The sequence below is a fragment of the Bacillus sp. SJS genome (assembly GCF_000732485.2).
GTDB lineage: Bacteria > Bacillota > Bacilli > Bacillales > Bacillaceae > Metabacillus_B > Metabacillus_B sediminis.
The window spans coordinates 26,763-45,732 of sequence record NZ_JAQV02000019.1; the positions used below are offsets into that span (position 1 = coordinate 26,763).

At 37.9% G+C, this 18,970-nt stretch carries 19 protein-coding genes, 1 pseudogene and 1 riboswitch; of the genes and pseudogenes, 9 read left to right on the top strand and 11 right to left on the bottom strand.

Annotation, left to right across the window (positions count from 1 at the left end; all coding sequences use genetic code 11):
* Positions 1 to 294 precede the first annotated feature (294 nt).
* Entirely contained in the window at positions 295 to 585 is a 291-nt protein-coding gene (locus AS29_RS10775) for a hypothetical protein (protein ID WP_035405756.1), read from the bottom strand.
* Positions 586 to 1,203: 618 nt separating this feature from the next.
* Between AS29_RS10775 and AS29_RS10780 the strand changes: the two genes are divergently transcribed.
* The gene (locus tag AS29_RS10780; protein ID WP_035405758.1) at positions 1,204 to 1,551 is read left to right on the top strand and encodes a VOC family protein; all 348 of its coding nucleotides are present in this window, start codon (positions 1,204 to 1,206) and stop codon (positions 1,549 to 1,551) included.
* Between the two features lie 185 nt (positions 1,552 to 1,736).
* On the opposite strand, the gene AS29_RS10785 is transcribed toward AS29_RS10780, so the two are convergent.
* The 4 genes from AS29_RS10785 to AS29_RS21760 all read right to left on the bottom strand — a co-directional run bounded on the left by AS29_RS10785 (position 1,737) and on the right by AS29_RS21760 (position 5,551).
* Positions 1,737 to 3,284: a methyl-accepting chemotaxis protein gene (locus tag AS29_RS10785; RefSeq protein WP_035405760.1), complete on the bottom strand. Its 1,548-nt coding sequence runs from the start codon at positions 3,282 to 3,284 to the stop codon at positions 1,737 to 1,739.
* Positions 3,285 to 3,345: 61 nt separating this feature from the next.
* A riboswitch (cyclic di-GMP riboswitch) is annotated at positions 3,346 to 3,427 on the bottom strand.
* 180 nt (positions 3,428 to 3,607) lie between these two features.
* Complete coding sequence (locus tag AS29_RS10790; protein ID WP_035405762.1) at positions 3,608 to 4,438, bottom strand: STAS domain-containing protein; 831 nt, start codon at positions 4,436 to 4,438, stop codon at positions 3,608 to 3,610.
* A 244-nt stretch (positions 4,439 to 4,682) separates the two neighbouring features.
* Positions 4,683 to 4,940 carry a hypothetical protein gene (locus AS29_RS10795; protein WP_051860586.1) on the bottom strand — a complete coding sequence of 86 codons (258 nt, stop codon included), beginning with the start codon at positions 4,938 to 4,940 and terminating at the stop codon, positions 4,683 to 4,685.
* Between the two features lie 407 nt (positions 4,941 to 5,347).
* Positions 5,348 to 5,551, bottom strand: coding sequence for a hypothetical protein (locus AS29_RS21760; RefSeq protein ID WP_231889925.1), 204 nt, complete (start codon positions 5,549 to 5,551; stop codon positions 5,348 to 5,350).
* An 829-nt stretch (positions 5,552 to 6,380) separates the two neighbouring features.
* Between AS29_RS21760 and AS29_RS10805 the strand changes: the two genes are divergently transcribed.
* Complete coding sequence (locus AS29_RS10805; protein ID WP_035405763.1) at positions 6,381 to 6,635, top strand: hypothetical protein; 255 nt, start codon at positions 6,381 to 6,383, stop codon at positions 6,633 to 6,635.
* 10 nt (positions 6,636 to 6,645) lie between these two features.
* On the opposite strand, the gene AS29_RS10810 is transcribed toward AS29_RS10805, so the two are convergent.
* A complete protein-coding gene (locus AS29_RS10810; protein WP_051860587.1) occupies positions 6,646 to 7,602 on the bottom strand; it encodes an AraC family transcriptional regulator in 957 nt (318 codons plus the stop codon).
* A 185-nt stretch (positions 7,603 to 7,787) separates the two neighbouring features.
* On the opposite strand from AS29_RS10810, the gene AS29_RS10815 reads away from it, so the two are divergent.
* The 4 genes from AS29_RS10815 (at position 7,788) to AS29_RS10830 (ending at position 13,114) form a co-directional block, all read left to right on the top strand.
* Entirely contained in the window at positions 7,788 to 9,041 is a 1,254-nt protein-coding gene (locus tag AS29_RS10815) for an ABC transporter substrate-binding protein (protein ID WP_035405765.1), read from the top strand.
* A gap of 67 nt (positions 9,042 to 9,108) precedes the next feature.
* Positions 9,109 to 10,005 carry a carbohydrate ABC transporter permease gene (locus AS29_RS10820; protein WP_035405767.1) on the top strand — a complete coding sequence of 299 codons (897 nt, stop codon included), beginning with the start codon at positions 9,109 to 9,111 and terminating at the stop codon, positions 10,003 to 10,005.
* A complete protein-coding gene (locus tag AS29_RS10825) occupies positions 10,005 to 10,826 on the top strand; it encodes a carbohydrate ABC transporter permease (protein WP_035405770.1) in 822 nt (273 codons plus the stop codon). Before AS29_RS10820 ends, AS29_RS10825 begins: the two co-directional genes overlap by 1 nt.
* A gap of 26 nt (positions 10,827 to 10,852) precedes the next feature.
* The gene (locus tag AS29_RS10830) at positions 10,853 to 13,114 is read left to right on the top strand and encodes an alpha-galactosidase (RefSeq protein WP_442854527.1); all 2,262 of its coding nucleotides are present in this window, start codon (positions 10,853 to 10,855) and stop codon (positions 13,112 to 13,114) included.
* Positions 13,115 to 13,850: 736 nt separating this feature from the next.
* Here AS29_RS10830 and AS29_RS10835 read toward each other — a convergent pair.
* Together AS29_RS10835 and AS29_RS10840 are read right to left on the bottom strand one after the other, a co-directional pair.
* Positions 13,851 to 14,211, bottom strand: a pseudogene (locus AS29_RS10835) (YdeI/OmpD-associated family protein).
* A 73-nt stretch (positions 14,212 to 14,284) separates the two neighbouring features.
* Positions 14,285 to 14,761: a DinB family protein gene (locus AS29_RS10840; protein ID WP_035405773.1), complete on the bottom strand. Its 477-nt coding sequence runs from the start codon at positions 14,759 to 14,761 to the stop codon at positions 14,285 to 14,287.
* A gap of 495 nt (positions 14,762 to 15,256) precedes the next feature.
* Between AS29_RS10840 and AS29_RS10845 the strand changes: the two genes are divergently transcribed.
* Positions 15,257 to 15,775, top strand: a complete 519-nt coding sequence (locus AS29_RS10845) for a GNAT family N-acetyltransferase (protein ID WP_035405775.1) — start codon at positions 15,257 to 15,259, stop codon at positions 15,773 to 15,775.
* Between the two features lie 116 nt (positions 15,776 to 15,891).
* Here the strand turns inward: AS29_RS10845 and AS29_RS10850 are convergent, their stop codons facing one another.
* The gene (locus AS29_RS10850) at positions 15,892 to 16,416 is read right to left on the bottom strand and encodes a GNAT family N-acetyltransferase (RefSeq protein ID WP_231889927.1); all 525 of its coding nucleotides are present in this window, start codon (positions 16,414 to 16,416) and stop codon (positions 15,892 to 15,894) included.
* Positions 16,359 to 16,631, bottom strand: a complete 273-nt coding sequence (locus AS29_RS21765) for a hypothetical protein (RefSeq protein ID WP_051860589.1) — start codon at positions 16,629 to 16,631, stop codon at positions 16,359 to 16,361. The genes AS29_RS10850 and AS29_RS21765 overlap by 58 nt, the downstream gene beginning before the upstream one ends.
* Positions 16,632 to 16,859: 228 nt before the next feature.
* Between AS29_RS21765 and AS29_RS10855 the strand changes: the two genes are divergently transcribed.
* Both AS29_RS10855 and AS29_RS10860 read left to right on the top strand, forming a co-directional pair.
* Positions 16,860 to 17,426: a Uma2 family endonuclease gene (locus tag AS29_RS10855; RefSeq protein ID WP_035405776.1), complete on the top strand. Its 567-nt coding sequence runs from the start codon at positions 16,860 to 16,862 to the stop codon at positions 17,424 to 17,426.
* A gap of 94 nt (positions 17,427 to 17,520) precedes the next feature.
* The gene (locus AS29_RS10860; RefSeq protein ID WP_035405778.1) at positions 17,521 to 18,249 is read left to right on the top strand and encodes a hypothetical protein; all 729 of its coding nucleotides are present in this window, start codon (positions 17,521 to 17,523) and stop codon (positions 18,247 to 18,249) included.
* 19 nt (positions 18,250 to 18,268) lie between these two features.
* Here AS29_RS10860 and AS29_RS10865 read toward each other — a convergent pair whose 3' ends face one another.
* Positions 18,269 to 18,775: a hypothetical protein gene (locus AS29_RS10865; protein ID WP_035405780.1), complete on the bottom strand. Its 507-nt coding sequence runs from the start codon at positions 18,773 to 18,775 to the stop codon at positions 18,269 to 18,271.
* Positions 18,776 to 18,970: the final 195 nt, after the last annotated feature.

Consider the following 18,970-nt stretch of genomic DNA (forward strand, 5'->3'; position numbering starts at 1 on the left):
CTTTCAGTGTTCATGCATCCAATAGGTTTAAGTATAATTGCTGGGCTTTCTTATTTAGTGGATGACAACGTGTAGGTATGAGCAGGAAACCTGTCATATTAGCAATAAAGGAAATTATTTCGTAAATGTTATTGAAGCAAGTTCTTTAGAGGAATTTCGAGTGGTTTCGCATATAAAATATGTATAAAAACAGCCGAGTCTTCTTCATGATCGGAAGACCGGCTAAAGGAGAAAAATATTGCTAGTATCTATTAGCCTTGTTTTTCTAAAGTCACTTGAAAAATGGTTGCAGCATTAAAGCTCTTGATCATAGTCAAAACTATTTTGCGTGTTGAGATCAGCTCGTGAAGATGGCCGTCCGAACAACCCGCCCCCTGTGCCGCCGCCTATTAATCGGAATAAAGCTATGATTAACGCAATCCTGATTAAAAGCCTAACCAATTGTCCTCTAATCCGTGTTCTCATAATGATAAAGTTGCTTCCTACGGATAGAAGGGTCCCTGTATAACTCCCATTGGTTGTAACAACCTCCACTTGTTGACCAACCAGAGCTCTAGCTTCTTTATTAAACCACTCTTTTTTCAATTTTTCACCCCTCTGAGTTTTCTCCTTTTTAGAATATGTGGAAATTTAGTAGGAGAGTGGACGGTTTCCCTGATTCATGTGTGGATTTTTTTAACTGAAAATTACATGGTAGTATGTATTGTCAACTCTAAACTAGCCCCTTTTATAAGATTTCTAAAATTTGTATTTAATAGGGTTTTAATCCTAGCGTTCCTTGAATTTTGAAAATGATCAAATGAGCAAACATAATAAATTCTCTTAATACTCATCTAAACTGGTAAAACAGCTATTTTTTTGAGCCCTGTTTTATTGTTATTTTTAAGTTGCTTCAGCTACCGCATTTTGCAGCAATGAAATATTGAGGATTATGATTTAGCTTGGTTTCAATATCATGAAACCAGTGAAGCTAATTACAGCATGCTGCAAGACATCCTTAAAGTCGAATGCTCAATTTCCTGTAAAGGGAACATATGATACAAAATCGAAATTCATTTTGTTGTATAATCTCCACAATCACATAAATCAATGATTTTTGGGATTGTGGTAGAATAAAATAAATAAATTTTTGCTCTATTAACAAAGTAGCATTGGCGAGAAAGAAAATAACAAAAATTGATGAACTGACAGGAGTTAGATAAGATGATAAAAGGTTTCGGAGGAATATTTTGGAGAACTAAGAATCTTGAAGTTGTGAAAAAATGGTATAGCGAAGTGCTGAAGATAGAAATAGAGAATTGGAATGGGACTGTGATTAAACCCCAATTAGAAAATGAAACGATCTTTTCTTTCTTTGCAGATAATGACAGTTATTTCCCAACAGAACAGCAAGTGATGTTAAATTTCCAAGTGCATAATCTAGAGGAGACGATTAAGCATCTTGAACATATGAGTGTACCTTTTGCAAAGAAAAAAGAGATTAGTGAATTTGGAAAGTTTATCTGGATTGAAGATCCTGAAGGTCGACTGGTTGAGCTTTGGGAAAAATAATGAGTTCTAATTCAATTGCTATTATCGGATGCTTTAATTGAAAAGAAAAGAGCTGAATCAGGATTGCAAACGCCTGGGTCCTACCCAAGCGTTTATTTTTTTTGGCAATTTTAAACATAGCTATTTAACACAGAATTAGTAAAAAATTTTATAATTATCCTTTGACATTCAAATGCCTTTCCAAATCATTCATGGATTTTTTGCTGATTAAGACTATTTACTAAATCCGTAATTTTCTTAGAGCGTACTTCAAGATGATCAGATTGGCTCATTAACGATCCCATTAATACGGTCTGTTCATTTGTGGATGCATGGATTCTTCGGCTGGAAGTAAGAGATTCATGAGAATCAAATAGCATAGATTCGAAAGCCTGTTGTACTTTTAAATTTGAGTCTGTTAATCCCGAAATACTTTCCTTATATAGACCAAGGAGCTCATTGACCTGGCTGTTTGTAGAAAAAATTGTATCGAACACCTGGTTTGAATCATCCACAAGTATTGCCCCTTTTTTAACGTCTGCTAGTGAAACTTCTACTTGTTTTTGGATTGAAATCATTTCTTTTTGTATCTCTGACACAACGCGCACAATTTCTTTCGCAGACAAGTCAGATTGTAAAGCAAGCTTCCGAACTTCTTCTGCTACAACGGCAAAACCTTTCCCAAATTCCCCAGCTCTAGCTGCTTCAATTGATGCATTCAATGCAAGGAGGTTTGTTTGATCAGTTATCCCATTAATGACGCCGATAAATCGTGCGACTTCTTGTAGTTGCTGTTTAAACGCATAAATACTTGTTTCCAACCCTGATACGTTATGATTTATATGATCAAATTGAAGGTGAAGTTCTGCCATTTTCTGATGACCTGTGCCTATAAAACCAGAAGCTGCATGGGAAGTCTCAGATACTTCGGTTGTACGTTTATTTAGTTCACTGACTTTGTCATTCATTCCCTGCAAGCTTGCCATACTTGATTTAGCAAGGATTAACTGCTGTTCAGCTTTATTTGCACGATCATTTACACTACTGCCTATTAGCTCAGAAGCAATACTTGTCTCTTTGGATGTTCCTTTAATTTCGGATGAGACGTTAAGCATTTCGTGAGACATCATTGTTAATGTAGTAAGCAATTCTTCTGTTTCTCTCTCACTTTTTTCTTTATCTTCTGATAAGCTTATTTTCATATTATGTTTATGAAGCAAAAGTACAATTGTAGCTCCACTAGTGAATAGTAAAAAAATAGCGTGTATAAGCAGCAGAGAAAAAGAATAATTACTGGTTCCACACAGCAGTTGAGGGAATAGAAAATATCCCGCCAAATGCTGTACCGCAAAGATTATAGTACTCAATAGAATCATTTTTATGGAATCAAAATAGGCAATTAGAGCGATCACCATAAAGATTGAAAAGTGATATTCTACCAGCCCTTTTCCCCCAGCAATAATGGAAACGGACGAGAAGGTAAGGCAAAGAGTAAGGAGCCATGGGAGAAGCCGATGATCTTTTCGCTTTATAAAAAAGGCGATAGATGCTGCTAGTAAGAGAACCGGAAGAATGAATAGAATCATTAGCGTAACATCCAGAGGACGGGGGAGATGGATGCTTCCTCTCATAACCAGATAATCATTTAGAAAATCAGTAAAACGATGCAATCCATGTACCAATATCGAGAGAAAAACAGTCCCAGAACTAAAAATCAGCATTAGAAAATGCCCTTTAAATTTACTCTTGTCCATACACTACACCTCAATTAGTTAATTGATAAATTTAGAGACAAAAAAAGCCAATTAAACAAACTGTTTAATTAGCCGGTTGCGCTACTGACTCCAAACCATCCAAGCGCCCAAATAAAGATGGTTATTCTCTGTCTCTCTATTCAACTAATAATTATATCGGTCTAGAAAAATATTTTATTAGAGAAAAGGATATAAAAAATCTGGAAATTTAAGGCGTAATAAAACAAATGGTTCATACATTCAAATGAATTTGATTTGTTTTAGATAGTTGCCTTACTTTGTTTGCTTTATTTAGCTTTGAATAATGATGGGGTTTTCAGATATTATTTATGGATGAAACCAATTTTCTCCAGGGCAAGACTTAAGTCTGAATAGGACGGGTTATCTTTGAAGTTGATTCCGAGGTTCACCATCGTATGAGCAATTTCTGGACGGACTCCCGATAGTTTAGGAATAACGCCCACTAGTTTTAAACCTTCCAGTACTTTATAGATCTGGCTTGCTACTGCTGTATCTACGACGGGTACCCCTGAAAGATCGATGATTAAATGAGTAAACCCATTTTTAGAGCTCTGCTTTAGTGCTTCTTCCATCAGTTTAAGAGCTCGATCAGAGTCTAATTCACCAATTAAAGGAATGACGCCTATCTTAGATGAGAGCCGGATGATTGGTACAGTTAGTTCTTCAATTTCCATCTGTGCTTTTTGCATTTTTTTTAAGTTATTTTCCATATAAGTGATGCATACTATTTGAATGGCGTGGTCGACAGAAAAGTCGAATGCTGAAATCAGCTGGTAAAACTCACGATATGAGATTTCTTCGTGCGTTGCACTTTCGCAAATAATCTGGCCAATTTGATCTCGATAATATCGTATTTCATCAATTGCTTCATCTAATGGCATTTGGATGTTAACTAGAAAGTCAGATACCTTCTTCCCCCAGTTAATCACCAATTGGATAGCCTCTTGTCTATCAAGCTGAATGGTTTTGGCATAGAGTTCAATTAATTCTTCTCTCCACTGTATTAAATCTTCTTCCTGGTTTTGAAAACGACCATATTCCCTGTCTTTATGCTTCAAAAATTGCTTCTTAAGTTCAGGAATCTGGCTCTTTACCTTTTCGCTTATTATTTTATGTATCCTTTCATTGTGCATCTTCCCAGCTCCTCTGCAAAATTGAAAATCTTTTTAATGTGCTAAATGATTACTCGATTATGTGTTTATGGTGTGCATGACATAAAAATTGTCTTCATTTTCATTTTTCTAAATAATTAATGGAGTTTATACGCGAGTTTATACGCGTTGGATTATTCTGCTCTTTAAATCTAGCTTAAGTAGACCTATTTGTGAACTATATTATTTGTTAGGTGAAATCCATTTTTTTCTAAGCTATCTTTCATTAGAATGGCAGGCGATGATTAAAAAAAGAAAAAGTAATGGGTTTGTAATGACCGCGACAAACCTTTTCTACAGCCCCTAACCGCTCTAATTTTTTTAGGGTGGGGGATAAATAAGCAGAGGCATCATAGGTAGTTTTTCCGAACCTTTTACCAAGATATGCGGACTGAATTCCATACTCATCTTTTAGGCCTTCTTGAAGTTCAATTAGATGTTCATAGATTTTTATATCTTTGGTTGTAATTCTCTCTTTTGGCATCCTATAAGCTCCTCTGAAAATTGTATCTTTTCCACAAAAATCAGGTGCATTTTAAAGATTGCTTTTTTAGAAATCATATGGTTTTAATTATGTTGACCTAGATAACGCATTTTAGCAGGAACTAAGTGATCAAGCATATATGATTTTTCTTGAAGGACTTATAGGGCTGACATCATAGGGGTTCCTCTAATTGTTTCTAAATTGATCTTGAACACACGGAATATTGAAAGGCTCGTCCGGAATTTTTAAATTTTAGGATGAACTTTTTTAGACAGCCCCATTTTAACATCAAATCGCATTTTGCTCAGAAACAAAACTTTTATTTAAATCATAACTCACACATAAAATGATGGGCATCAAGTATACTTAAAGTAAAATTCCAACTGTTTTTCAAAATCCTAAACAAATCATTTTTTATCGATCTTCAACTCTTTTAATCGGGCAAACCGTTCATCCAAGTTATTTTCAAGAGTCCACATGTAATGAAATTCCGAGCAGAGTTGTTTACCATCTTCTGAAATCCCCTCAATTACAATGTCTGCTGATACTTTAATTGCATCTTCACCATTTTCTTGCACTTTAATAGTTTTTGGATAGTAGGCACTTTTCATACTCTCATTTGCAGATGCTGCAAGCTAATTATTAAATAGTTCAATCGAGTGGATTTTTGAGTCATCGTTATTTTGAATCTTAAATCCATTAGCTAAAGGTTCATGGAATTTGTTCGCATTTACAGCTGCTGTTTCCATTAAATACAGCCAATAATGTATAAAGGATAATGCCCTGTTTTCTGCATAAGCAGGTTGAAATTGGAACTCTTCAATATTCCCGTAGGTTCAATTTTAACCTTAGTAAATAGAGGGAGATCATTTTCCAAAAGTTTAAGGACGGTCGAGTAACGAATTTTATAACTATATTTGCTGTTATCTGGACGTATGTTTTGATAAACAATGTCAGCTACTAACGAAAGGGCATGATTTTCAAGATATTCAATTTGAGCAGTTTTAATATGTTGTGAATTTTGCCAGCCTCCATAAACCTTTAATCGATCTTCTAGGCTTTTTTCCCTTTACTTGTTCCTGCTTGTGACGAAATTTCAATTTCTTCTGCCAAAATGTCGAGCTGATTTTCTATTCCCTTTTTTGTGAAAGGTACTTCATAGACTTGATACCAGATGTGGTATTGTGTTAAAGCAAGATGATTATACTAATTTTCTTGGAACTTATCCATGTCATTCTCTTTCGGTTTAAATAATAAATGCTTAGAGAAATGATTCCCTTTGAGAGCCTTCATTAATCTTATACCTTAGGGTACCCAATTTTCAGAGCTTACATGATACAGCAATCCTGCGTCAACTAATATTGAATACTATTTTCCAGGAGGCTCGATACGTTATAATCATACATAATCCCATATCAACATAAGAATTGGAGGCTGCGCATGTCACATATTTCGAATATTCAAGAACTGTATGAGCAATTGCAGCACGAGTTGCTAAATTTAAAAAAGGAAGTTACCTTATTTAGAGAAAAAAATATTCAGCAATTATCAGTTGCTGAAACAGAGAAGGTAGAACGCGCAAAATTTTCAATCGAAGCCGCTGAAGATCTCTTAGAGAATTTTATTAGTCCAGGAAAAACGCTTACTATTAATTATGAGCATGCTTCTATCACAATAAAAGTAAATACCAAATAGCCAGGCAGGCTTAATACTGGTGTTTCTTTCTGTAATTTGCAGGTGTCATCCCTGCGATGGATTGAAACACTTTGTTGAAATAATTTGGCGTTGAGTATCCAACACGTAAAGAAATATCATTCATGCTTGATTTCGAGTTCTTTAATAATTCTTTCGCCTTTTGTATTCTTATGGTGTTTAAATAATGAATCGGAGTCTCACCCACTATTTCTTTAAATAACCTTGTGAAGTGAGACCGTGACAATCCGGATACCTCAGCCATGTTAGCTGCAGATATATCAAGATGATAGTAGTTTTTTACAAACATTGTCGATGCCACAATACTATCTGGCCATTCAGATGATTCTTTTTCTAATTCGTTTACATATTGAATGAGATTTAAAACAAATACATAGGCAGCTGCCGATGCATCCAATCCATCTGTTAGTGCCTGCTTTTTGGCCTTTTCAAAAGTATCGATTAGATTTCTGATAGGTTTGGATTCAGGATGAAGCCTTATTACGTGTCCTGCTTTTCTTTGTAAGTCCTCCCATTTCTCTTTTGCAAAATCCCCAAATAGGGTGATATAAATAAATTCCCACTTCCCCTCAATTGGATTAAGCCGGTACTTAAATGCTTTAGGTATGGATGCAATAAAAGCTTGTCCCGCTCCTACAAGGATTTTCTCCCCGTCTGTTTCAATTTCCCCGCTTCCAGATATCGTATATTGGAAAATACAATTCCCATGATCTTTCCGGACAGATAAATCCCATTCATATAAGGTAGATGTCTGAACATCCCAGCCGATTGACCAAATTTGAGCGACTTGATGAAGATCTTTTTCTGAAAATCTATAAACATAAGATCCGTGATTGTCTTGATTATTTAAGTAGTCCATTCTTAATCCCCCAAAGACGAATTTTTCAACTTTCCACAGCAAAAATTTATACTCATCCTTATTATTCATCTTATCCCAAACGATTTTCATTCTATCATCCTTAATTATCTATATAAACCGCTATTTTGTATTATGTGAATTTTTTGCATAGATATATAATAGCAAATTTTTATCATTTGAGAAGATACTTTTTACTATTGTTCACTTAAGGTAACTTCATCTATGATACCAGTAAGAAAACGGTTTCAACATAATGGATGGAGGATACGAAAAAGATGAAAAAGATGATAAGTACAGTTGCTTCTATTTTTTTAGGGGTAGGATTGCTTTCTGGCTGTCAAAGCATCGGAGCCGGTTCAGAGACCAGCAATAAGTCAATTACTCTTTTTTCTACTATTTCAGACGAAAATGTAAAAAAGACAATGGAAGAAATCATTGGAGAATTTGAAAAAGAAAGCGGGATTGAAGTTGAGGCCAATTTTCCCGGAGGAGAATACGAAAATCTGCTTAAAGTCAAAATGGCAGCCAATGACATGCCAGATGTTTTTGACACTCACGGTTGGGCTCAAATACGTTACGGAAAATATTTAGAGGATTTGAGCGGAGAAGAATGGGCGAAAAACTTAACCGAAACGATCGCACCTGTTCTGAAAGATAAGAAAGGGAAAGTATACGCTCTCCCTCTTAATGAGGCAAAGGAAGGAATTTCTTACAATAAAGAGGTCCTGGATCAATATGGAATCGAAGCTCCCAAAACATTTGATGAAGTGATGGCTGCCTCGAAAAAAATCGTTGACTTAAGTAAGGGCGAGGTCACACCCTTTTTCTTCGCTGGCGCTGATTCATGGACGCTCGGACAATATTTTGACTATTTCGCTACTCCGCTTCTCATAAGCAGCAAGCAGAATGATGAAAGCCAAAGTCTTTTGGAACGTAAGTTTAAATGGTCAAATTGGACGTATCTTCCTGAACAGTTTAAAAAGATGTATGATAACGGCTACATCAATAAAGATGTACTAACAGCGAAATATTCTGACGGTCCGCGTTTATTTGCAGAAAATAAAATAGCATTCGCAATGTACCCGCCGGCGTTTGTAACTGAAGCAAAGAAAATCAACCCTGATACGACCGCTGGATTAATGCCTATTCCTGCTATTCATGCAGGAGATGAAGCTACTTTTGTCGGTGGGGAAAGGTATACAATGGGGGTTTGGAAAGACTCCACCAAGAAAGACCCAGCCAAAAAGCTGCTTGCCTATTTTTCAAAACCTGAAAATGCTAAAAAAATGGCAGAAGCTTCTGGACTTCCAGCCGGCCTGAAGGATATTCAAGCCAATAGTATGTACAAAGAATATTACGAACAATATGCAGAAACTCGGGTTTATCCGTACTTTGATCGAGTGTACTTGCCAAACGGAATGTGGGATGTCATGACCACTTTAGGTCAAGAGGTCCTGTCCGGTTCAATCTCTCCAGAGCAATTTTCAGAGAAAATGGAAATGGAAGTTGAGCGATTAGATGCTCAATAAGGAGCAGGGAGAGGGGTAATACACCTCTCTTCTTTCATTATCATGAGGAGAAACGAAAGGCTGTGATATCGTGGTCACTAATAAACCCGCATCAAAAGAGATAAAAACATTTTCATTAAACTGGCTTTACGTTCCCGTTATTTTATTAATGTGTATATTTATTATTTATCCATTTATTAATGGGCTTCGCATCTCCTTTACGAACTGGGACGGCTATTCCCAGGAATTGCATTTTGTTGGGCTGGATAACTATATGCGCATGCTTTCAGATCCTAACACTCTGCTTATTGTGAAAAATACCCTCATTTACGGAATAGGAAGTACGATTTTTCAGAATGGAATTGGTCTGTTATATGCACTTTTACTCAATAAAAGTATGTCATTTCGAGCCATCACAAGAACGATTGTCTATCTGCCCGTTATTATCAGTCCATTAATCATGGGCTATATATGGTACTTCATTTTTCAATATAATGGCGGAGCTTTGAACGATTTGATTGTCTTTTTTGGAGGAGAGCAAACCAATCTTCTTGGAAATTCAAGCTTGAATGTGTGGCTCATTACATTTGTTAACACATATCAGTTTCTTGGAATTGCCATGATCATTTATCTGGCAGGACTACAAGGGATATCAAAAGATTACTATGAAGCGGCAACACTTGATGGTGCAACAGGTTTTCAGCAATTCAAAAAAATTACTCTTCCGCTGCTGATTCCTTCCATCACCATCAACATTGTCCTGAATCTTATTAACGGACTCAAACTTTTTGATGTGATTGTAGCGATGACGAATGGAGGACCAGGGTATGCCTCTCAATCTTTGTCGACCATGATGTATCAGTTATATTTTGCAAGACAGGACGCGGGCTACGCAGCGTCACTTGGGAACCTAATGTTCTTGATCATTATTTTGATTAGTATGACTGCGCTCCTATATCTGCGGCGCAAGGAGGTTGAAGCTTAATGAATAAGGAAAAAAAACTTGTCTGGACTGTCCTTGGAATTGTGATTAGTTTGATGCATATTATTCCTTTTTATCTGCTCATCACAACATCGTTGAAGGGTGGAGATGACACAAGTTCCAAATGGGTCTTCCCAACGTCCTTTAATCTGGAAAACTTTCAGAATGCCTGGGAACAAGCAAATATGGGGACAGCTTTATTCAATAATGTTCTCATTACATCTCTCTCTGTTGCAATGTTAATTATATTCGGGTCTTTAGCTGCGTATCCGCTCGCTAGAATTGCAACCAAATTAAATCGGTTCATGTATTTTGCATTTGTTGCGGTCATGATTGTTCCCCCATTGGCCATATTGGTTCCTCTATATAAGTTTATCGTCGACATCGGAGGTCTCAACACAATTTGGGCGGTCGTCCTTGTTCACGTATCATTTTGGCTGCCATTAACCATATTTTTGTATACAGGCTTCATCCGTTCAACCATACCTGCAGAGTTGGAAGAAGCAGCAATGATGGACGGAGCAGGACCGATAACGATTTTTTTTAAAGTCGTTTTTCCACTGCTAAAGCCTGTGACAGCATCCGTCATTATAATTACCGGTATGTTTGTATGGAACGATTATCAATTCTCTGTATTCTTTTTGCAAAAAGCGGAAGCACATACTATTACTGTTGCGCTTTCTGTATTCTTTTCCCAATATTCAAACGATGTAGGCCTAGTGGCTGCCGGCTCCTTATTAGGAATGATGCCAATGATTATTCTCTTTTTATTCCTGCAGAAGTATTTCATCCAAGGCTTGGCTGCTGGCTCGGTTAAAGGATAATAATCTTAATTTGGGGAGGCAAAGATTTGATGATTTATTCAAGCGAAAATCCTATTCAGTTTCATCTTCAAAATGAAAACATCAGCTATGTTATCCAGGTTTTAAAAAATGGACATATTGGACACTTATATTTTGGAAAGAGACTGACAGATTCCAGTCATTTTCACCGGATGCAGCCAATGGCTGCCCGTGCAGCCATGTCTTGTGTGTATGAAGGGGATCTCTCATTTTCTCTCGATGGAATGAAACTGGATTATCCGGTTTATGGTACAAGCGACTATAGGGAACCTGCTCTTCATATACTCCAAAATGATGGAAGCAGAATTACCGACTTCTCTTATGCCTCTCATCGAATCCTGAATGGAAAACCATTCCTGGAAGGCTTGCCTGCAACGTATACAGAGACTGAAGGAGAAGCGGAAACATTAGAAATTACACTGACTGATGATCTAATTCAGACAAAATTAGTTTTATCATATACGATTTTCCGCGACAGTCCAGCGATTGCACGCTCAGCAAAAATTTTTAACGAAGGCAAAGAGAGCATATGTATCGAACGGATGGCAAGTGCCTCCATTGATTTTTCTGATTCTGACTATGAATTTCTCCATCTTTCTGGCAGCTGGTCGAGGGAAAGGCATATTAAATCACGTGTACTTGAGAGCGGTATCCAATCCATCAGCAGTACAAGAGGAACGAGTTCAAGCCAGCATAATCCCTTCTTTGCACTTAAAAGACCGAATACAACCGAAACAGATGGTGCCGTTTACGGAATCAGTCTGATCTACAGCGGAAACTTCCTTGGGCAAATTGAAGTAGACCACTATGATATTGCAAGAGCCACCATTGGTATTAATCCGTTTGATTTTTCTTGGACGCTTGAGAGTGGAGAGAGTTTCCAGACACCGGAAGCTGTATTCATTTATTCGGATCAGGGATTAAATAAAATGAGCCAAGAATACCACAAACTTTATCAAAGCAGACTTGCCAGAGGCGTGTGGCGTGATCGGGAAAGGCCGGTTTTAATTAACAACTGGGAAGCAACTTACTTTAATTTTGACGAAAAGAAACTACAAGTCATTGCACGAGAAGCAAAAGAACTTGGCATAGAGATGTTTGTTCTGGATGATGGATGGTTTGGAAAACGCGATAACGACACATCTTCTTTAGGTGATTGGACAGAAGACCGCAGCAAATTACCAAATGGTCTTAAAAACTTATCTGAGAACATAACTAAATTAGGGATGAAGTTCGGTATTTGGTTTGAACCTGAAATGATATCTAAAGCAAGTGATCTCTATAATCTTCATCCTGAATGGTTAATTCAAGTAAAGGGACGCTCGAAGTCCCATGGAAGAAATCAATACGTATTGGACTTTTCGCGGCAAGAGGTTGTAGATCACATTTACTCTGCAATGGCTGATGTATTAAGTACTTCAGATATATCCTATGTAAAGTGGGACATGAACCGCTACATGACTGAGGTTGGATCTTTGGCACTTCCGGCACACAAACAAAAGGAAGTTCCGCACCGATACATACTAGGAGTCTATTCGTTATATGAAAAATTAATTAAAGCGTTTCCTCATGTCCTATTCGAATCGTGTGCAAGCGGAGGCGCCAGATTTGATCCAGGTATGCTCTATTATGCCCCTCAGGCTTGGACGAGTGATGATACGGATGCAGTAGAGAGACTCAAGATTCAGTATGGCACATCCATCCTGTATCCATTAAGTTCAATGGGTTCCCATGTATCTGCTGTTCCAAATCATCAAGTTAAGCGCTCTACTCCATTAAAAACGCGCGGAGATGTCGCGTTTTTCGGAACATTTGGGTACGAGCTTGATGTCATGAAGTTAAATGACGAAGAAAAGAAAGAAGTTATATCACAAGTCTCTTTTTACAAAGAACATCGCCGCTTAATTCAATTCGGAACGTTCTATCGATTAAAGAGTCCGTTTGCCGAAAACTCAAATGAAACATCATGGATGACCGTAGCACCAGATAAAAGCAAAGCCATATTAGCTTACTATCAAACGTTAGCTCGTCCGAATGATCGATTCCGCCGCATTTATTTACAAGGATTAAAGCCAAATGCCTGCTATACAATAACTCAGATTGATACGAAAGCACATGAAACTTTGAAGCAAGAACCTCTATCTTATTATGGGGATGAACTAATGTATGCAGGATTTGAACTTGGAGCTGGTTACACCGGCACTCAATTCGGCGGTATTGATGAGTCAGGAGATTTCACTTCTAAAACATGGCTGCTGACTGAAGTTTAATTATTGAATGAATAGGATGAAAGGAGACCGAGTATAATGTTCTTCTTTCTCTTTTTGGAAAGGCAGTTCGGTCTCCGCCATCATCAAATCATCTGGGCTACTTCTGTACCATATTTTGGAAAAGGGGAATAATGGAATGTCTACTAAGTACCTGGCGGAGCATACTGTGATTTAATAGAAAACTGAGGAAAAAGGCTACAGAGCAAGTAAGATGTATTAGTCGGCAACAAGAAATGTAGTGGGGAGAAGAGGCTGTCCAGTAAATCCGTGTTAAAGCTTCTTCCCGCTTTTTACATTTGGTTTGTTTTCGATGATTTCCGCTCCAAGTAGCTTGCTTATCCTTGGGGCGGGCGGTGAGCCTTCTCTGCGCTGCTCGCCTGCGGGGCCTCACCTGTCCCGCTGCTCCCGCTGGAGTCGCGGACCTTCCACACCAATTAGCCTATACCTTAATTGTTAAAAAATATTAGTTAAAAACCCAACCCTCCTGGATGCTTATACCGAGCGCTCAGGGGGGGTGATTTCAATCATTTCCTCTCTGCGGGACTTTTCAGACAGCCCCTTTTTAGTTGGCAAATTCTTTTTTATTTGTTTATCTTTCTTACTAAGAGTAGGCCGATTTGACTCATTATCAATGTAATAAACCTCCATTGCCAGACAACAAAAAGAAAAAACCCGCAATAAAGCAGCGGGTTCCGTTTCTTGTTGTGGCCCCGATGGACATTTCAATAAAAATGTCCTAATCGTTTAACCCTTTCCCATCCGTTTGCTGCCTGTATTTTTCAAAGCGTGACACCCTGGTATTGGATTGTTTAGGCGCTGCAAAATAAAGAAGATAGGCTCGTTGACGGCCAGGAGTCAACGTATCAAAATCCGTTTTCAAATAGGGAATCTTGAAACAGAAGAGCGCAATATTCTTTGAATTTTTGCATTAAAACGATGTTTTTCCCCTCAAACGTTTAACAGAGGTGCATTCCCTTAAATTCTTTGGTCAGCTCGCAGTCAAAAACGATCTTTCTCAGTTTCCCATATTCTTCTTTCCATTTGCCTGCTTTACTTAAAGATTCATAAATCTTAGGATTCATTCTGCTGTTTATCATCAGGGGACACTCCTTTTAAAATTTTGGATCACCAGGCAGTAAAGAATATATTGCTTGATTGTATTTAGGTTACTTACAATTTTAAAGATCGTATAATGCTATCGACAATCCCCTGATGCAGTCCTTCATGCCAAAGACTGCCCACGAATAGATCACCTAACGTCTTTAACTGTCTTTGTTGTCCCAAATCAAAGACATTAGCGGCCGGATCCCCTAGTCTACCGGAAAAAGTTGATTTGATTCGTACCTTCTGCTTTTGCAATTGCACCTGTATTTCACTCAGTGTAAGTGGTGTACCAGACCAATCACTTGGGCTTGTTCCCCTTTTGAATGCTTCTAAAGTTGCCACGGGAAGTTCTCCGGATTGGTCCAAACCAAGGTTAAACATTGACTGCTCTTGTGAAACTAGAATATGTCCAAAATTCCAGTGTAATGAATTGCTAAAACCCTCAGGAATGACACTTGATTGTTCTTCCGGGATAGAACTCATTAATTCGATCGTATACTCTCTATAAACATCATATAAATCAAAAATAGCGCTCTCTTTCAATGCTTTCACACTCCTTCTATACTATTCCATTGATTTTCAACTCGGATGCTCCAAAATCCTGTTTGTTTAGTGAAATTCACATTTTGATAGTTAATTCGAGTAGCATAATTAAAAGCTTGACAGGCAGCTCTTCAGCAATCCTCAATCCATCAAATGCTCGCTCAAAATGAACAGCCGTTTTCCAGATTTTTCAGTACCAGCCACTTTATCGGGGTACTGTCAAAGCCGTCTGCAGATAAGTAAAGAATTTAATAATGTCGCCTGGCTTTGCATTCCGGCGCACCGTAGGAGCAGGCTGATTATTTTCCTATAAAACTCCTTTTCATATCTGGCTTAATTGTATAACGTGAATGAAAATGCTAAGATAAAGCCGGTAAATCCTTGATTTTTACTATTCTCAATTTAAAAAAATTCACATTTAATAGGAATGTTTTTCACTAAGGTTGGGCTTTACCTTCTATGTTAGAACAAAGAATATACAAGCGAGGGATGAACATGACCGTACATATGAACAAGTGCAATCCAGAAGATTTACAGCTGCTGCAGGAAATAGGGATTGAAACATTTAATGATACATTTAAAAATCAGAATACAGCTGAAAATATGGAAGCCTATTTGGAAAAGGCCTTTGAATTAAAACAGGTAGAAAAAGAATTATCAAATCCCTTCTCCGAATTCTATTTCATCTATTTTAATGAAGAGCTTGCCGGATATTTAAAGGTTAACATCAATGATGCCCAGTCGGAAAAAATGGATGACGAGTCACTTGAAGTTGAAAGGATCTATATACGAACAAGATTTCAAAAGCAGGGGCTTGGAAAAGTTCTTTTAAACAAAGCGGTCGAACGAGCGGGAGAGCAGGGAAAAAAGAAAATCTGGCTGGGAGTTTGGGAAAAGAACGAGAACGCCATCGCCTTTTATAGAAAGATGGGATTTGTTCAAACGGGAGCCCACTCTTTTTACATGGGGGACGAAAAACAAACGGATTATATTTTTGTTAAGTCACTTGGCTAAGCTTCAGATGACTGTGGAAAAGTTTTGCTGAGCAGCACTTTTCCACAGTTTAATAACATATTCATTTAAAAGATTTAATGAAATCAATTGATCCACACTTTTGACAGAATAATTTTTCACCCAAAAACTTGTGCAGCAATGCCATATAAGTGGTTGTTTCTAATAGGCATGCTATCAGAATTGATGATCATGATTGGAGGCTGACTGACTTTTTCAAAACCGCTTTTTCTCAAATGATTCATAAACGTTTCAGCCCGGGGTGAAAGATCAATTCTTAGCTTTCCTTTGTGATTAAGAGCCAATTGATTAAGCAGGTAGGCAGCAGCACTGTCATTTGGCGCAACAATCGGACCTAAAATTAAATGGCATGAACCTAAGACAGAAAGACCGAAACCGAGCACGCTTCCCATTTCATTTCTCAAAATTAGAGATTGATGAGACTGTTTTATTCTATTTATAAGGAATTCTCGCCGGAAATCACCAAAAGCATTTTTGTCTAATTCAAAAACCTTATCTAAATCAGCTTCCAGTAAAACTTCTGCTTTTAATCCTCCATAAGGAAAACTATTAGAAGGTACATAGTTCATGCAAATGAATTTATGTACATCACCGACAACCTTAAATCCCAACTTTTCATACATTGGCTGTCCTTCAGGTCATAAGGAATAATGGCAGCACTTGATACAGTTTGACCGATTTCACTTTTATGACCAACTATTTTTCCGGAAGACAAAATCGTTTTCATATCATTTGCGTCATAATCCCATCCTACCGACTGCGATAAAGAGATTAATCCGTCCATATCATTCTCACAGAAAGTATGTAGCATGAGATGATTTTTGGTATAGGTATCCATTAGTAACTCCTTAAATAGTTTTGTCCTTCATATTGAAAAATTTAACATATTTAATTTGTTATAAAAAGACACTTCATTGAATGAATCTGCCTGTTTTTTTCCTTGAGAACTTTTCCACAGCTTATTAACAGTTTGCACAAAAGGACTGCCAAGCTCAGATTATAAATGATTCGCAATCCTGATATAATAGGTAGGAGTAGAATTCATCAAAAGGGAGATGGTTTTAGCGTGAGTAGGCCTAAAGAAAACCATGTAACCATTGAAGAGTATAATAAAAGACGCGGACAAAGTGATAAGCTGATGGAATATATAAATGGAGTGGTATACATGACTCCTTCTCCATCAACCATTCACCAGCGAATTTCAGGCCGCTTATTTGTGCAGCTGTACCAGCTTTTAGAAGGACAAGAGTGTGAAGTCTTTCATGCTCCATTTGATGTTGAGTTATCAAAAGAGGATATAACAGAAAACAAAGTGGTTATTCCCGATCTTTCGGTAATCTGTGACAAATCCGGATTAAGTGAGATTAGATATACGGGCGTTCCTGCATTAATTATAGAAATTATTAGTCCCTCCAACCAATCGCATGACTTGGTAACGAAATTAAATCTGTATATGCAGTACGGGGTCCAGGAATACTGGATTGTGAATCCGCTCATTCAAACGATCCAGGTTTACACCCTTTCTGATAATAAGCAATATGTGCAAACAGATGTAGTGAAAGAAATAGGGGTTATTCAATCGAGTTTGTTTGAAGAGTTTTATGTAGATGCGAATTTGTTGTTTAAGCAATAAAAATGCCTCTTTGGGGCTTTTTTTGTTGGATTGGAAAATCACCCTTTTCTCCATCCGCCCATAGAATACATATCAGCGTTTATGGGGGGAAGCTATGTACACGTATGATCCCAGAGCCAATCAGCCGCAGGTTGTCGCATTTGCGAGGAAAGATGTCACGGGGGACCGCGTCCCGGACAATGTGTATTTAACCGGGATTAAAACGGCAGACAGTCCATTTATTCAAAACATTACGCTTCTCGTGCAGGATGGGAGAACAGGCACAGCTACAAGGGTTCAGCTGCGGGAAAATGCGGGCTATAGTCCGACTTTATTTTTGGAGGACTTTACAGGGGATGGCATTGCCGATATTTTAATCAGAATTGAATCGGGGGGAAGCGGGGCTTTTACGTATGACTACCTTTATTCGTTTCTCCAAAATAAACCCAGGCTGCTTTTTGATTCCGAGAAGTATAATGGGCAATATGAATATGAGGTCACGTATCAGGACAACTACAAAGTGAAATTGGTGAGCAAGGCGAATAATCTAACCTATCTCATTGATATTTCTCTAAGGGATCCGGAGTACTTGAATGAAATCTATGATCGAAACGGAAAGCTGAAAATGCCTATCGAAGGATTTGTTAATCCACTGAGCGGCTTGTATCCAGTGGATTTCGATTCGAATGGAGTGTATGAATTGCTGGCGTATCAAAAGGCAGCGGGGAGATACAATGCGGATGCGTTAGGATATGTCCAGAATACGCTGGCATGGAAAACGGACCGGTTTGTGCTGCAGAATCAGTATGTCGCGATTTTTGGATCGCAGCCAACGCAGAGATAACAATGGGGGAGGCTTTTACCTAAAGCCCCCCAGCCTTCTTTTTTCTGAAAAGCTGCGGCAGAATAAACTCCATTGCCAGCGCGACAAGCGTCAGGCCGGCAGCTGTAATGAAATTCTCCCGGCTTCCGAGATCCAGCATGATCCCAGCTCCATAAAGAACGGCAAACCTCACACCTGCAAGAAAAAGGTGCAATATAATATTTTCTCCAATTGCATGCTTCCCCATCGCTTCAAAGAAATTCTCGAGGAAAAGCGAGTAACCGACTAAAACTAATCCGAGTATTCCAATCTCCTTCAAGTTCAATTCCAATTTGAAAACAGAGGCTAAAACATTCAAGGATCCTGTCACGAAGAAATACATAACCAAATGACTATGTTCACAATTAACCCCAATGCAACTGACGAAACCATGGTGATCCATAGAGGCTGAACAGGATCTTCCTTCTTTTGAAAAGTCTAGAATGAATAGGAAAAATAATAGGGACGTTAGCGTGAAAATGAAGAGTGAAACCATATACAAATTCATGTGAATCCTCCTAATAAGAGCAGAAAAGGTTCTGCTCTTATACAGTATAGATGATGAATCTTACAAGAAAACTGCTGCCAAATTAGCAATTTTTAATGCATTAATTGGAGGGGTTTCCTAATTGATTAAGGCTATAACAATGTCGTATTCGTTTAGACGGTTTTTTTAGAATCGTGTCTTGAAGATCAGTTTGTA